The sequence below is a fragment of the Mesorhizobium metallidurans STM 2683 genome, assembly GCF_000350085.1.
GTDB lineage: Bacteria > Pseudomonadota > Alphaproteobacteria > Rhizobiales > Rhizobiaceae > Mesorhizobium > Mesorhizobium metallidurans.
Genome location: NZ_CAUM01000130.1, coordinates 55,668 through 69,860, shown reverse-complemented (window position 1 = coordinate 69,860; position 14,193 = coordinate 55,668). Strand labels below are relative to the sequence as shown.

Here is a 14,193-nt window from a genome sequence, read left to right as displayed (position 1 = left end):
GATGGAGGTTCACGACAAAAGCGATGTTCTGGACGTTCGCAACGCCATCGTCAGCAATTCGAGCTTCGATGACGTGAACATGTCGAACACCCAGTTTCACAATGTGAACCTGTCGGCGGCCAAGATCCAGCGCACCAATCTGAGCAACACCAAGGTGGAAGACGCAAACCTTTCCAATGCGTTTTTCACCAATGTGAACATGAGCAACGTGAAGATAGAAAACGCTGAGGTGGCCGGCATGATGATCAACGGCATCAGCCTTGGCGACCTCATCCAGGCATATGAGACGGCGAAGAACGCCGGGGGCAATTGATGGCAAAGCTCAAGGTCGACGGGAAAGAGATCACTGTACCCGACCATTACACGCTGCTGCAGGCGGCCGAGGACGCAGGTGCTGAAGTGCCGCGCTTCTGCTTCCATGAGCGGCTGTCGATCGCCGGCAATTGCCGCATGTGCCTGATCGAGGTGAAGGGCGGACCGCCCAAGCCGCAGGCATCCTGCGCCATGGGCGTGCGCGACCTGCGCCCCGGCCCCAACGGCGAGCCGCCGGAAATCTTCACCAACACGCCGATGGTCAAGAAGGCCAGGGAAGGCGTGATGGAGTTCCTGCTGATCAACCATCCGCTCGACTGCCCGATCTGCGACCAGGGCGGCGAGTGCGACCTGCAGGACCAGGCGATGGCCTTCGGCGTCGATTCCTCGCGCTATCACGAGAACAAGCGGGCGGTCGAAGACAAATATATCGGGCCGCTGGTCAAGACGGTGATGAACCGCTGCATCCATTGCACGCGCTGCGTCCGCTTCACCACCGAGGTTGCCGGCATTTCAGAGCTCGGCCTGATCGGCCGTGGCGAGGATGCCGAGATCACCACCTATCTCGAAAGCGCCATGACCTCGGAACTGCAGGGCAACGTCATCGACCTTTGCCCGGTCGGTGCGCTGACCTCGAAGCCCTTCGCCTTCCAGGCGCGGCCTTGGGAACTGACCAAGACCGAATCCATCGATGTGATGGATGCCGTCGGCTCGGCGATCCGTGTCGATTCAAGAGGCCGCGAAGTGATGCGCATTCTGCCGCGCGTCAACGAGGCGGTGAACGAGGAATGGATTTCAGACAAGACCCGCTTCATCTGGGACGGCTTGCGCACCCAGCGCCTCGACCGCCCTTATGTGCGCAAGGACGGCAAGCTCGTTCCGACGAACTGGGCCGAGGCCTTTGCCGCGATCAAGGACGCGGTGTCGAAGACGGCACCGGAAAAGATCGGCGCCATATCAGGCGATCTCGCCGCGGTCGAGGAGATCTACGCGCTGAAGCTTTTGATGGCCGCGCTTGGTTCGAACAACGCCGACTGCCGCCAGGATGGCGCCGCCCTTGATCCCTCGCTCGGCCGGGCGAGCTATATCTTCAATCCGACCATCGAGGGTATCGAGCAGGCCGATGCGGTGCTGATCATCGGCGCCAATCCGCGCTTCGAGGCCTCGGTGCTCAATGCCCGCATCCGCAAGCGCTGGCGCGTCGGCAATTTGCCGGTCGGCGTCATCGGCGATGTCGGCGATACGCGCTACGAGTATGAGCAACTCGGCGCCGGACCCGACTCGCTGAAGGACCTGGCGGACGGCAGCGGCAAGTTCTTCCAGGTGCTGAAGAAGGCGACGCATCCGCTCATCATCGTCGGCCAGGGCGCGCTGGCGCGCGCCGATGGCGCAGCCGTGCTCGGCCAGGCGGCGAAGCTTAGTATGGCCGTCAACGCCGCCCGACCCGACTGGAACGGTTTTGCCGTGCTGCACAATGCGGCGGGGCGTGTCGGCGGCCTCGACATCGGCTTCGTGCCGGGCGAGGGCGGCAAGAACGTCGCCGGCATGCTCGGTGAGATGGAACTGCTGTTCCTGCTCGGCGCCGACGAGATCGACATGGCCAAGACCGGCGGCGCCTTCGTCGTCTATGTCGGCACGCATGGCGACCAGGGCGCGCACCGCGCCAACGTCATCCTGCCGGGTGCTGCCTACACCGAAAAGTCGGGCACCTATGTCAACACCGAAGGCCGCGTCCAGCAGACCAACCGTGCCGGCTTTGCGCCGGGCGATGCGCGCGAGGACTGGGCCATTCTAAGAGCGCTGTCGGATGTGCTCGGCAAGAAGCTGCCGTTCGATTCGCTGCCGCAGCTTCGCGCGAAACTCTATGCGGACCACCCGCATCTCGCCCGCATCGATCATGTCGAGCCGGGCAATGCTGACGATATCGCCAAGGTGGCGAAGCTCGGCGGGCGGCTGAACAAGGGCACCTTCACCTCGCCGGTCAAGGATTTCTACCTGACCAACCCGATCGCGCGGGCGTCGGCCGTGATGGCGGAATGCTCGGCGCTGGCGAAAAACGGCTTCAGGCAGGCGGCGGAATAAGCATGGACACCTTCTTCTCCTTCTACGTGCTGCCGGCGCTGATCATCCTCTTGAAGTCGGTGGTGCTGATCGTCGTGCTTTTGATTGCGGTCGCCTATCTGCTTTACGCCGACCGCAAGATCTGGGCGGCGGTGCAGTTGCGCCGCGGCCCGAACGTCGTCGGCCCATGGGGCACGCTGCAGGCCTTTGCCGATCTTTTGAAGTTCGTCTTCAAGGAGCCGATCATTCCGTCCGGCGCCAACAAGGGCGTGTTCCTGCTGGCGCCGCTGGTGTCGGCGGTGCTGGCGATCTCGGCCTGGGCGGTCATTCCGGTCAACCAGGGCTGGGCGATCGCCAACGTCAATGTCGGCATACTCTATGTCTTCGCCATCTCCTCGCTTGAGGTCTATGGCGTGATCATGGGCGGCTGGGCGTCGAACTCGAAATATCCGTTTCTCGGCGCGCTGCGCTCGGCCGCGCAGATGGTGTCCTACGAGGTCTCGATCGGTTTCGTCATCGTCACCGTGCTGCTCTGCGTCGGCTCGCTCAACCTGTCCGATATCGTGCTGTCGCAGCAGGACGGATTGGGTACGAAGCTCGGCCTGCCCAACACCTTCCTCGACTGGCACTGGCTGTCGCTGTTTCCGATGTTCGTCATCTTCTTCATCTCGGCGCTGGCCGAGACCAACCGGCCGCCTTTCGACCTTGTGGAAGCCGAATCGGAACTCGTCGCCGGCCATATGGTCGAATATTCGTCGACGCCGTTCCTGCTGTTCTTCCTCGGCGAATATGTCGCCGTCGTGCTGATGTGCGCGCTGGCCACCATCCTGTTCCTCGGCGGCTGGCTGCCGCCCTTCGACTTCGCGCCCTTCACCTGGGTGCCGGGGCTGATCTGGTTCGTGCTCAAGGTCTGCCTGATGTTCTTCATGTTCTCGATGGTCAAGGCCTTCGTGCCGCGCTACCGCTACGACCAGCTGATGCGGCTCGGCTGGAAGGTCTTCCTGCCGATCTCGCTGGCGATGGTGGTGATTGTCGCCGCGTTTCTCAAGATCACGGGGTTTGCGTGATGGTCCGCGCCGCCGTGGAGCTTCGATCGGCACGCTTGTGGAGAGGCAGCGAGCGATGAGAGAGCGGTCATGAACGCGAACTTGATCGGCGCTTTGGTGGGCGTGGTCGTGGCCGCGGCAGATTTCGCGCTGCTCAGGGTGCTTGCCTCGCGCGTTGAGCTCGACGAGACGAAACGCGTTTTGAACATAACCGGCCTCAGCCAGTTCGTGCTGCTGCCGATCGTGGGCTGGTTCGTGGCCCCGCTGTTTGCTGGAGAATGATGATGTCAGCGCTAGCTCAAGCCGCAAAGTCGCTGCTGCTGCTGGATTTCGTCAGCGCCTTCTTCCTGTCGATGCGCCAGTTCTTCGCGCCGAAGGAGACGATCAATTATCCGCACGAGAAGGGACCGGTGAGTCCGCGCTTCCGCGGCGAGCATGCGCTGCGCCGTTATCCCAATGGCGAGGAACGCTGCATCGCCTGCAAATTGTGCGAAGCGATCTGCCCGGCGCAGGCCATCACCATCGAGGCCGGCCCGCGCCGCAATGACGGCACGCGCCGCACCGTGCGCTACGACATCGACATGGTGAAGTGCATCTATTGCGGCTTCTGCCAGGAAGCCTGCCCGGTCGACGCCATCGTCGAGGGGCCGAATTTCGAATTCGCGACGGAAACGCGCGAGGAACTTTATTACGACAAGGACAAGCTGCTGGCCAATGGCGACCGCTGGGAGCGCGAACTGGCGCGCAACATCTCGCTGGACGCGCCTTATCGCTGACATTTGACGCATGGACGGGGCGAGGGGCCTCGTTTAAGGACAACGCAACTTGCCGGCCGGAGGCGGTGGCAGAAATCGAACAGGACGAACGTCCTGTTCGGACAGGAAACCCCGGGGGAACCCATGCTGAGTGGACTAGAGGCGGCCTTTTTCTACCTCTTCGCCTTTGTCGCGGTGGCGTCGGCGTTCATGGTCATTTCGTCGCGCAATCCCGTGCATTCCGTGCTGTTCCTGATCCTGACCTTCTTCAACGCCGCCGGCCTGTTCATGCTGACCGGGGCCGAGTTCCTGGCGATGATCCTGCTCGTCGTCTATGTCGGCGCGGTCATGGTGCTGTTCCTGTTCGTCGTCATGATGCTCGACGTCGACTTCGCCGAGATGAAGGAAGGCGCCCTGCAATATGCGCCGATCGGCGCGCTGGTCGGGCTGATCCTGGCGGCGGAGCTGATCGTCGTGCTCGGCGGCTATACATTCGCGCCGCGACTGGCGGCGACGGTCTCAAAGCCCATTCCGGACCTTGCCGCGCGCTCGAACACGGCGGCGCTCGGCGACATCCTCTATACCGACTACCTCTACTACTTCCAGATTGCGGGCCTCATACTGCTGGTCGCCATGATCGGCGCCATCGTGCTGACGCTGCGCCACAAGCCGGGCGTCAAGCGGCAGTCGATCGCGGCCCAGGTCGGGCGCACGCCGGCGACGGGAATGGAAATCCGCAAGGTCAAGACAGGCGAGGGGATCTGAGATGACCGTCGGCATCGCGCACTATCTCACCGTATCGGCGATCCTGTTCACGCTCGGCGTGTTCGGCATCTTCCTCAACCGCCGCAACATCATCGTCATCCTGATGTCGATCGAACTGATCCTGCTCGCGGTCAACATCAATTTCGTCGCCTTCTCGGCCGCGCTTGGCGATCTCGTCGGCCAGGTGTTCGCGCTGTTCGTGCTGACGGTCGCGGCGGCCGAGGCCGCCATCGGACTTGCCATCCTCGTCGTCTTCTTCCGCAACCGCGGTTCGATCGCGGTCGAAGACGTGAACATGATGAAGGGTTGACGGAACCACAATGTACCAGGCCATCGTCTTCCTTCCGCTGCTCGGCTTTCTGATCGTCGGCCTGTTCGGCAATTCGCTCGGCGCCAAGGCATCCGAATACATCACCTCCGGCTTCCTGGTGATCGCGGCGGTGCTGTCGTGGGTCGCCTTTTTCTCCGTCGGCTTCGGCGAGGCGCAAGTGTTCACCGTGCCGGTGCTGCGCTGGATCCAGTCCGGTGGGCTGGACGCGGCCTGGGCGCTGAGGATCGACACGCTGACCGTGGTGATGCTGGTCGTCGTCAACACGGTGTCGGCGCTGGTCCACATCTACTCGATCGGCTACATGCACCACGATCCGAACCGGCCGCGCTTCTTCGCCTATCTGTCGCTGTTCACCTTCGCCATGCTGATGCTGGTAACGGCCGACAATCTGGTACAGATGTTCTTCGGCTGGGAAGGCGTCGGCCTGGCCTCCTATCTCCTCATCGGTTTCTGGTACAAGAAGCCCTCGGCCAACGCCGCGGCGATCAAGGCCTTCGTCGTCAACCGCGTCGGCGATTTCGGCTTCGCGCTCGGCATCTTCGGCGTATTCGTGCTGTTCGGCTCGGTCAACCTCGGCACCATCTTCGCCAATGCGGCGACGTTCATCCCGGCTGAGGGCGCGCCCCAGGGCGCTGCCGTGCTGACTTTCCTCGGCTATGCGCTCGACAAGCAGGCGGCGCTGACCGTGGTCTGCCTGCTCTTGTTCATGGGCGCCATGGGCAAGTCGGCGCAGGTGCCGCTGCACACCTGGCTGCCCGACGCCATGGAAGGCCCGACGCCGGTCTCGGCACTCATCCATGCCGCCACCATGGTGACGGCCGGCGTGTTCATGCTGGCGAGGCTGTCGCCGCTGTTCGAATTGTCGCCTTCGGCGCTGACCGTGGTCACCTTCATCGGCGCCTTCACCGCGTTCTTCGCGGCGACCGTCGGCCTGGTCCAGAACGACATCAAGCGCGTCATCGCCTATTCGACCTGCTCGCAGCTCGGCTACATGTTCGTGGCGCTCGGCGTCGGCGCCTATGGCGCGGCGATCTTCCACCTGTTCACGCATGCCTTCTTCAAGGCGCTGCTGTTCCTGGGCTCGGGCTCGGTCATCCACGCCGTCTCCGACGAGCAGGACATGCGCAAGATGGGCGGTCTCAGGACGCTGATCCCGAAGACCTACTGGATGATGGTGATCGGCACGCTGGCGCTGACCGGCGTCGGCATTCCGGTGACCGTCATCGGCACCGCCGGCTTCTTCTCCAAGGACGCCATCATCGAAAGTGCCTTTGCCGGGCCCAATATGTTCGCCGGCTTTGCCTTCGTGATGCTGGTCGTCGCCGCCTGCTTCACCTCTTTCTACTCCTGGCGACTGATCTTCATGACCTTCCACGGCGAGCCGCGGGCGAGCCACGAGGTGATGCACCACGTCCATGAATCGCCGCCGGTGATGCTGGTGCCGCTGTTCATCCTGGCGGCGGGCGCGCTGTTTGCCGGCGTGATCTTCCATGGCGCCTTCATCGGCGAGGGCTATGCCGAGTTCTGGAAGGCGTCGCTGTTCACACTGCCCGACAATCGTATCCTGGATGACATCCACGAATTGCCGCTGTGGGTGAAACTGTCGCCCTTCGTCGCCATGCTGATCGGTTTCGCGATCGCCTGGCAGTTCTATATCCGCGCGCCGGAAATGCCGAAGACCCTGGCGGCGCGGCATCGCGGGCTCTACGCCTTCCTGCTCAACAAGTGGTATTTCGACGAACTCTATGACGTCCTGTTCGTGCGGCCGGCAAAATGGCTTGGCCGCTTCCTCTGGAAGACCGGCGACGGCACCATCATCGATGGGCTCGGGCCTGACGGCATTTCGGCGCGCGTCGTCGACGTCACCAACCGCGTCGTCAAGCTCCAGACCGGCTACCTCTATCACTATGCCTTCGCCATGCTGATCGGCGTTGCCGCACTCGTCACCTGGATGATGCTCTGATGACCGCCGCGCCAATACTATCGCTGGTCACTTTCCTGCCGCTGGTGGGGGTGCTGCTCATCCTTTTCGTGCGTGACGATAGCGAGAATGCACGCCGCAACATCCGCGCCATCGCGCTGTGGACGACGAGCATCACCTTCATTGTCTCGCTGTTCATCTGGATCGGCTTCGACAATTCTCAAGCCGGCTTCCAGTTCGTGGAGAAGTTCGCCTGGCTGGACTCCGGCATTTCCTATCATATGGGCGTTGACGGCATCTCGATGCTGTTCGTCATCCTGACCACGTTCCTGATGCCGCTCTGCATCCTGGCTTCGTGGAAATCGATCGAGAAGCGCGTCAAGGCCTACATGATCGCCTTCTTGTTGCTGGAGACGTTGATGATCGGCGTGTTCTGCGCGCTGGACATCGTCTTGTTCTACGTCTTCTTCGAAGCCGGCCTGATCCCGATGTTCATCATCATCGGCGTGTGGGGCGGCAAGCGGCGCGTCTATGCCTCGTTCAAGTTCTTCCTCTATACGCTGGCCGGCTCGGTGCTGATGCTGCTCGCCATCATGGCGATGTTCTTCCAATCCGGCACCACCGACATTCCGACGCTGCTGACGCATAATTTCCCGGCCAACATGCAGACCTGGCTGTGGCTTGCCTTCTTCGCCTCCTTCGCGGTGAAGATGCCGATGTGGCCGGTGCACACCTGGCTGCCCGACGCGCACGTCGAGGCGCCGACGGCCGGATCGGTGATCCTGGCCGCCATCCTCTTGAAAATGGGCGGTTACGGCTTCCTGCGTTTCTCGCTGCCGATGTTTCCGCTGGCGTCGGAAATGTTCGCGCCGCTGGTGTTCACGCTCTCCGTCGTCGCCATCATCTACACCTCGCTGGTGGCGCTGATGCAGGAGGACATGAAGAAACTGATCGCCTATTCGTCGGTCGGCCATATGGGCTTCGTCACCATGGGCATCTTCGCGATGAACCAGGAAGGCGTGCAGGGCGCGATCTTCCAGATGCTGTCGCACGGCCTCGTCTCCGGCGCGCTGTTCCTCTGCGTCGGCGTCATCTACGACCGCATGCACACGCGCGAGATCGACGCCTATGGCGGGCTGGTCAACAACATGCCGAAATACGCCACGGTGTTCATGATCTTCACCATGGCCAATGTCGGCCTGCCCGGCACCAGCGGCTTCGTCGGCGAATTCCTGACCATGCTTGGCGTGTTCCGGGTCAACACCTGGGTGGCGTTCTTCGCCGCCACCGGCGTCGTCCTGTCGGCGGCCTACGCGCTCTGGCTCTACCGCCGAGTGATCTTCGGCGCGCTGACCAAGGACAGCCTGAAGGGGTTGCTCGACCTGTCGGCGCGCGAGAAGCTCATCATCTATCCGCTGGCCGTGCTGGTCATCTTCTTCGGCGTCTATCCGGCGCCGGTCTTCGACGCGACGGCCGAATCGGTCAAGGCGCTCGTCACCAATGTCACCGCATCCATCGGCACCGCGCAGACCGCGGCGGCGAACTGAGCAGGGGTTTTGCGAACCATGACTGCGGACCTTCTCTCCAGCCTGTCGCTTTCGACGCCTGAGTTGATCCTCGCCATCGGCGCCCTGGCGCTGTTGATGCTCGGCGCCTATTCGCGCGCCAACACCACGACGACGGTGACCGGCCTTGCCGTTGCCGTCCTGGTATTTGCGGGCATCTGGCTGATCTTTTCCACGGGGCAGGGCAATGCCTACGGCGAGGCCTTTGTCCAGGATCCCTTCTCCCGTTTCATGAAGGTGCTGGCGCTGATCGGCTCCGCGGTGACGCTGGTGATGTCGATGCGCTTTGCCAAGGCCGAGCATTTCGACAAGTTCGAATATCCGGTGCTGATCCTGCTGTGCACGCTCGGCATGATGCTGATGATCTCGGCCAATGGCATGATCGGGCTCTATCTCGGGCTCGAACTGCAATCGCTGGCGATCTACGTGCTGGCGGCGATCAACCGCGACAATCTGCGCTCGACCGAGGCGGGCCTGAAGTATTTTGTCCTCGGCGCGCTGTCGTCAGGCATGCTGCTTTACGGCATCAGCCTCGTCTACGGCTACACCGGCAATACCGGCTTCCAGGAGATCGCCACCGCACTTGGCAGCGGCGAGCGACAGCTCGGCCTGGTCTTTGGCCTGGTCTTCGTGCTGGCCGGCCTCGCCTTCAAGATTTCGGCGGTGCCGTTCCATATGTGGACGCCTGATGTCTATGAGGGCGCCCCGACGCCGGTGACGGCATTCCTGGCGGCGGCGCCGAAAATGGCGGCGATGGCGCTGATCGTGCGTGTCACCATGGGCGCCTTCAAGCCGATCGCTTCCGACTGGCAGCAGATCATCGTCTTCATTTCGATCGCCTCGATGGCGCTCGGCGCCTTCGCGGCCATCGGCCAGACCAACATCAAGCGGCTGATGGCCTATTCCTCGATCGGCCATATGGGCTACGCGCTGGTCGGCCTTGCCGCCAACAGCCAGGCAGGCGTGCGCGGCGTCGCCATCTACATGCTGATCTATCTGGTGATGACGCTGGGCACCTTCGCCTTCATCCTCGCCATGCGCCGCAAGGAGGGCAATGTCGAACAGATCAGCGATCTCGCCGGCTTGTCGTCGACCAATCCGGTCATGGCGACGATCCTGACCATCCTGATGTTCTCGCTGGCCGGCATCCCGCCGCTCGCCGGTTTCTGGGGGAAGTGGTACGTGTTCCTCGCCGCCATCAACGCTGGCCTCTATGCGCTTGCGATCATCGGTGTGCTGGCCTCGGTGGTGGGCGCCTACTACTACCTGCGCATCATCAAGATCATGTGGTTCGATGAGCCGGTCGGCGGCTTCGTGCCGATGGCGAGCGAATTGCGCGCTGTGCTCGGCGTCAGTGGCGCCTTCGTGCTGTTCTACGTGCTGATCGGTGGGCCGATCGGCACGTATGCCGAAGCCGCCGCAAAGACCTTCTTTTAGACGGGATGGCATTTCGGCTGGCTCCAACCGCGGCGTCGGACGGCTTCCGGCTCGAGGCGCATGACACGGTCGGTTCCACCAATGCGCTGGCGCTGGACCATGCGCGGGCGGGCGATCCGGGCAAGCTCTGGGTCGTTTCAAAAAAGCAGGAAAGCGGACGTGGCCGGCGCGGCCGGGTCTGGGCGACGCCCGAGGGCAATCTGGCGGCGACGCTGCTTGTCGTCACCAATGCCGAGCTTCGCCTTGCCGCGACGCTCGGCTTCGTCGCCGGACTGGCGCTGGCCGATGCGCTCGACGCCGTCGTGCCGAAGGGCAGGATCTCGATCGGCCTCGACGGCGCCAGCCAAGACAAGAACCGTTTCGAGCTGAAATGGCCGAACGACGTGCTCGCCTCGGGCGCCAAGCTTGCCGGCATCCTGCTGGAATCGGCTGTTCTGGATGGCAACCGTTTCGCGGTGGCGGTCGGCATCGGCGTCAATGTGGTGGCATACCCCAAGGATTTACCTTATCCGGCGACATCGCTTTACGCGCTGGGCGCCGTCTGCGATGCCGAGACGTTGTTTCTGGCGCTGTCGGATGCCTGGAGCGAGAATGCCCGGCTGTGGAACGATGGGCGCGGGCTGTCAGCCGTCCGGCAACGCTGGCTGGCGCGCGCGGCGGGGCTTGGCGGGCAGGTTGCTGTCAGAATTGACGGTAATGTGGTGCGCGGCACCTTCGAGACCATTGACGAGGACTGCCGTTTCGTGATCCGCGACGACAGGGGTTCAGTTCTGACGATCGCCGCCGGCGATGTGCATTTCGGAGCGGTTGCGTCAGCCCGGAATTAAACGGCTTGGGTTTGATCGGCGGGCTTGACCGGCCAGGAAAGGGAAGATCATGGCGAATGCGGAAAACGCCGAACTCGTCTTCGTGCCGCTCGGCGGCGTCGGCGAGATCGGCATGAACTTCGCCCTTTATGGCTATGGGCCGGCCAATGCGCGTGAATGGATCGTCGTCGATGTCGGCGTTACCTTTCCCGACGCCGCGCATCCGGGCGTCGACCTGATCCTGCCCGACACGCGCTTCATCGAGGAGAACCTCGCCAATCTGCGCGGCATCGTCATCACCCACGCGCATGAGGACCATTACGGCGCGCTGCACGACATCTGGCCGAAGCTGAAGGCGCCGGTGTGGATGACGCCGTTCACCGCCGGCCTGCTGGAAGCCAAGCGGCAGGGCGAGCAGAATGCGCCGAAGATCCCGATAACGATCTACCGGGCTGGCGAAAAGTTCACCATCGGTCCGTTCGAGATCGAGGCCATTCCGGTGGCGCACTCCATTCCGGAGCCGATGTCATTGGCGATCACCTCGCCGGCCGGCACTGTCATCCACACCGGCGACTGGAAGATCGACCCGGAGCCGACGATCGGTCCGAAGACCGACGAGGCACGCTTCCGCGCCTATGGCGACAAGGGCGTGCTGGCGCTGATCTGCGATTCCACCAATGCGATGCGGGAAGGGGAGTCGCCGTCGGAAGTGGCGGTGGGCGAGGGCCTCAAGGGCGTCATCCAGAACGCCAAGGGCCGGGTCGCCGTCACCACATTCTCCTCCAATGTCGGGCGCATCGTTTCCATCGCCAAGGCGGCGCGCGACGCCGGCCGCCAGTGCCTGGTGCTCGGCCGTTCGCTGAAGCGCGTCATCGATGTAGCGGGCGAACTCGGCTACATGGACGGGCTGCCCGAATTCATCGCCGAGGAGGATTACGGTTTCATCCCGCGCGAGAACCTCGTCATCATCTGCACCGGCAGCCAGGGCGAGCCGCTGGCGGCACTTGCCAAACTGTCGCGCGACGAGATGAAATCGGTGTCGCTGACGGCGGGCGATACGGTGGTGTTTTCCTCGCGCACCATACCCGGCAACGAGAAGGCGATCCTCGAGATCAAGAACCGCCTGATCGACCTCGGCATGAAGATCATCGAGGACGGCGATGCGCTGGTGCATGTCTCCGGCCATCCGCGCCGCAACGAATTGCGCAAGATGTATGAATGGGTGCGCCCGCGGATCGGCGTTCCCGTGCATGGCGAGGCGGCGCATCTGGTGGCGCAGGGCTCGCTGATGTCGATGTCCGGCATCGGCCAGGTGGCGCAAGTGCGCGACGGCGATATGCTGAGGCTCTATCCAGGTGCCGCGACGATCATCGACCAGGTGCCGTTCGGCCGCATCTACAAGGACGGCCGGCTGATCGGCACCGACCAGGCGATGGGCATTCGCGACCGGCGCAAGCTGTCCTTCGCCGGCCATGTCGCGGTCAATGTCGTGCTCGACGACAAATATGAGCTCGCCGGCGATCCCGATCTGGTCGCCATCGGCGTCGCCGAGGCCGATGCCAGCGGCGAGACCCTGGAAGACCTGATGCTCGATGCGGCAATCGGCGCCGTGGACTCCATCCCCCGTCAGCGCCGAAAAGACCTGGACCTCGTGCAGGAAGCGGTGCGTCGTGCCGTACGAGGTGCTGCCAACGAAGCCTGGGGCAAGAAGCCGCTGGTGACGGTGTTTGTGACGAGGTAGTGAATAGTGAATAGGATGTTCTGAGTTAGCTTTTTTGCAATGCGCAATACTCTATTCACCACTACTCACTGCCCCTAACCCGGAGCAACCTATGCTCGGTCGCCTGAACCATGTCGCGCTTGCCGTGCCGGATCTGGCTACGGCGACAGCGGCCTATCGCGATACGCTCGGCGCCCGGGTGACCGCGCCGCAGGCGCTGCCCGAGCATGGCGTGACGGTGGTGTTCGTCGATGTCGGCAACACCAAGATCGAACTGCTCGAGCCGCTGGGCGAGGAATCGCCGATCGCGGCGTTCCTTGAGAAGAATCCCTCGGGCGGCATGCATCATGTCTGCTATGAGGTCGACGACATCCTGGCCGCACGGGACCAGCTTAAAGCCAGCGGAGCGCGCGTGCTGGGCGACGGCAATCCCAGGACCGGCGCGCATGGCAAGCCGGTGCTGTTTCTGCATCCCAAGGATTTCTTCGGCACGCTGGTCGAACTGGAGCAAGCATGAGCTGGGTTTCGTTCATCGCCCTGTTCTTCGCCACCTGGTGGGTGGTGCTGTTCGCCGTCCTGCCGTTCAGCATGCGGACGCAGGACGAAGACCAGGACGTGACGCTGGGCACGGTTCCGAGCGCGCCGCGCGGACCGCATATGCTGCGCGCCGCGTTCAGGACGACCATCGCCACGCTGATCCTGATCGGCATCTTCTACGGCATCACCAGAGGGCTGGGACTCGGCATCGACGACATCCCGCACATCGTGCCGGATTTCAACCAGACCCCCAAGCATTAGCGTAGCCGGCAAGGCTCTTTCCGCTGTCCGGAAGGCGAGCGCCGCTAATGCATGTCGCCCAAAAGTGCGCAGCGGTTTTGGGACCGCGATATGCACAAACAAAGACCGAAAGCACGTCAACTGATTCCGTTTCGACGGGACGCGCTTTCGGTGCCAAAAAACAAAGCCGGCTTCCGGATTTGTAGTGCTGCCGCGAGGGCGCGTCGCGCCTCAAGGATTCATCTTACGCGCGTCAATTTCTTGTTTTCTGCGCGTTAGCCGGGTAACCTGGAGGTAGGTCCGGGGCAGGCCCGTGGGCATGCTTTGAGCGACATGCGTGGGATAAAGCAGTTTGGCAGTACGCTGTGTTAAGCAGATGATTGCACAAAAAAAATGCAAGGCACGAGGCCTTGCAATTTAAACGCGTCCGATCTGTTTCCGGTATCCGGCGGCAGCGAGTAACCGCGCCTAGATCGCATCCTCCCAAGACTTTGACCGCGTAGGAGAGCAGATTATTCTCCGCCCTCTCGGTTATCAGGGCACACTAGCCTAAGGCAGGTGAAATTGTCACGCAGAATTTTGCCTCGAAACAGGCAATCTCGTGCTGCACTGCACAATAGTGTGGCAGGCGTTGCTTGCGAAACGACCAGCAAGCTTGTGCGACACCGCCGCACCCTTCGCGGCGCCATTTCGACGC

14 protein-coding genes are annotated in these 14,193 nt (G+C 62.7%); all 14 read left to right on the top strand.

Annotation, left to right across the window (positions count from 1 at the left end; translation table 11 throughout):
* Nucleotide 1 precedes the first annotated feature (1 nt).
* The 14 genes from MESS2_RS21305 to MESS2_RS21240 all read left to right on the top strand — a co-directional run bounded on the left by MESS2_RS21305 (nt 2) and on the right by MESS2_RS21240 (nt 13,517).
* Nucleotides 2–313 carry a pentapeptide repeat-containing protein gene (locus tag MESS2_RS21305; RefSeq protein ID WP_008876524.1) on the top strand — a complete coding sequence of 104 codons (312 nt, stop codon included), beginning with the start codon at nt 2–4 and terminating at the stop codon, nt 311–313.
* Entirely contained in the window at nt 313–2,394 is a 2,082-nt protein-coding gene (gene nuoG / locus MESS2_RS21300; RefSeq protein WP_008876523.1) for an NADH-quinone oxidoreductase subunit NuoG, read from the top strand. Before MESS2_RS21305 ends, nuoG begins: the two co-directional genes overlap by 1 nt.
* A 2-nt stretch (nt 2,395–2,396) precedes the next feature.
* On the top strand, nt 2,397–3,440 hold the full coding sequence (nuoH, locus tag MESS2_RS21295; RefSeq protein WP_008876522.1) for an NADH-quinone oxidoreductase subunit NuoH: 1,044 nt from the start codon (nt 2,397–2,399) through the stop codon (nt 3,438–3,440).
* 69 nt (nt 3,441–3,509) lie between these two features.
* Nucleotides 3,510–3,701 carry a hypothetical protein gene (locus MESS2_RS21290; protein ID WP_008876521.1) on the top strand — a complete coding sequence of 64 codons (192 nt, stop codon included), beginning with the start codon at nt 3,510–3,512 and terminating at the stop codon, nt 3,699–3,701.
* Between the two features lie 2 nt (nt 3,702–3,703).
* On the top strand, nt 3,704–4,195 hold the full coding sequence (gene nuoI / locus MESS2_RS21285; RefSeq protein WP_040593656.1) for an NADH-quinone oxidoreductase subunit NuoI: 492 nt from the start codon (nt 3,704–3,706) through the stop codon (nt 4,193–4,195).
* A gap of 123 nt (nt 4,196–4,318) precedes the next feature.
* Nucleotides 4,319–4,939, top strand: coding sequence for an NADH-quinone oxidoreductase subunit J (locus MESS2_RS21280; protein WP_008876519.1), 621 nt, complete (start codon nt 4,319–4,321; stop codon nt 4,937–4,939).
* Between the two features lies 1 nt (nt 4,940).
* Nucleotides 4,941–5,249: an NADH-quinone oxidoreductase subunit NuoK gene (gene nuoK / locus MESS2_RS21275; protein WP_006335669.1), complete on the top strand. Its 309-nt coding sequence runs from the start codon at nt 4,941–4,943 to the stop codon at nt 5,247–5,249.
* 10 nt (nt 5,250–5,259) lie between these two features.
* Entirely contained in the window at nt 5,260–7,233 is a 1,974-nt protein-coding gene (nuoL, locus tag MESS2_RS21270; protein ID WP_008876518.1) for an NADH-quinone oxidoreductase subunit L, read from the top strand.
* Nucleotides 7,233–8,738, top strand: coding sequence for an NADH-quinone oxidoreductase subunit M (locus tag MESS2_RS21265; protein ID WP_008876517.1), 1,506 nt, complete (start codon nt 7,233–7,235; stop codon nt 8,736–8,738). The genes nuoL and MESS2_RS21265 overlap by 1 nt, the downstream gene beginning before the upstream one ends.
* 18 nt (nt 8,739–8,756) lie before the next feature.
* Nucleotides 8,757–10,193: an NADH-quinone oxidoreductase subunit NuoN gene (gene nuoN, locus MESS2_RS21260; protein ID WP_008876516.1), complete on the top strand. Its 1,437-nt coding sequence runs from the start codon at nt 8,757–8,759 to the stop codon at nt 10,191–10,193.
* Nucleotides 10,194–10,198: 5 nt separating this feature from the next.
* Nucleotides 10,199–11,020 carry a biotin--[acetyl-CoA-carboxylase] ligase gene (locus MESS2_RS21255; protein WP_008876515.1) on the top strand — a complete coding sequence of 274 codons (822 nt, stop codon included), beginning with the start codon at nt 10,199–10,201 and terminating at the stop codon, nt 11,018–11,020.
* A gap of 49 nt (nt 11,021–11,069) precedes the next feature.
* Nucleotides 11,070–12,740: a ribonuclease J gene (locus MESS2_RS21250; protein ID WP_008876514.1), complete on the top strand. Its 1,671-nt coding sequence runs from the start codon at nt 11,070–11,072 to the stop codon at nt 12,738–12,740.
* A 91-nt stretch (nt 12,741–12,831) separates the two neighbouring features.
* Nucleotides 12,832–13,236, top strand: a complete 405-nt coding sequence (mce, locus tag MESS2_RS21245) for a methylmalonyl-CoA epimerase (protein ID WP_008876513.1) — start codon at nt 12,832–12,834, stop codon at nt 13,234–13,236.
* On the top strand, nt 13,233–13,517 hold the full coding sequence (locus MESS2_RS21240; RefSeq protein WP_008876512.1) for a DUF1467 family protein: 285 nt from the start codon (nt 13,233–13,235) through the stop codon (nt 13,515–13,517). The genes mce and MESS2_RS21240 overlap by 4 nt, the downstream gene beginning before the upstream one ends.
* Nucleotides 13,518–14,193: the final 676 nt, after the last annotated feature.

What these genes read in the sequence shown, in the direction of transcription:
- MESS2_RS21305 (WP_008876524.1), top strand. Translation starts at nt 2, where the DNA reads ATGGAGGTTCACGACAAAAGCGATGTTCTGGACGTTCGCAACGCCATC.
- nuoG (WP_008876523.1), top strand. Translation starts at nt 313, where the DNA reads ATGGCAAAGCTCAAGGTCGACGGGAAAGAGATCACTGTACCCGACCAT.
- nuoH (WP_008876522.1), top strand. Translation starts at nt 2,397, where the DNA reads ATGGACACCTTCTTCTCCTTCTACGTGCTGCCGGCGCTGATCATCCTC.
- MESS2_RS21290 (WP_008876521.1), top strand. Translation starts at nt 3,510, where the DNA reads ATGAACGCGAACTTGATCGGCGCTTTGGTGGGCGTGGTCGTGGCCGCG.
- nuoI (WP_040593656.1), top strand. Translation starts at nt 3,704, where the DNA reads ATGTCAGCGCTAGCTCAAGCCGCAAAGTCGCTGCTGCTGCTGGATTTC.
- MESS2_RS21280 (WP_008876519.1), top strand. Translation starts at nt 4,319, where the DNA reads ATGCTGAGTGGACTAGAGGCGGCCTTTTTCTACCTCTTCGCCTTTGTC.
- nuoK (WP_006335669.1), top strand. Translation starts at nt 4,941, where the DNA reads ATGACCGTCGGCATCGCGCACTATCTCACCGTATCGGCGATCCTGTTC.
- nuoL (WP_008876518.1), top strand. Translation starts at nt 5,260, where the DNA reads ATGTACCAGGCCATCGTCTTCCTTCCGCTGCTCGGCTTTCTGATCGTC.
- MESS2_RS21265 (WP_008876517.1), top strand. Translation starts at nt 7,233, where the DNA reads ATGACCGCCGCGCCAATACTATCGCTGGTCACTTTCCTGCCGCTGGTG.
- nuoN (WP_008876516.1), top strand. Translation starts at nt 8,757, where the DNA reads ATGACTGCGGACCTTCTCTCCAGCCTGTCGCTTTCGACGCCTGAGTTG.
- MESS2_RS21255 (WP_008876515.1), top strand. Translation starts at nt 10,199, where the DNA reads ATGGCATTTCGGCTGGCTCCAACCGCGGCGTCGGACGGCTTCCGGCTC.
- MESS2_RS21250 (WP_008876514.1), top strand. Translation starts at nt 11,070, where the DNA reads ATGGCGAATGCGGAAAACGCCGAACTCGTCTTCGTGCCGCTCGGCGGC.
- mce (WP_008876513.1), top strand. Translation starts at nt 12,832, where the DNA reads ATGCTCGGTCGCCTGAACCATGTCGCGCTTGCCGTGCCGGATCTGGCT.
- MESS2_RS21240 (WP_008876512.1), top strand. Translation starts at nt 13,233, where the DNA reads ATGAGCTGGGTTTCGTTCATCGCCCTGTTCTTCGCCACCTGGTGGGTG.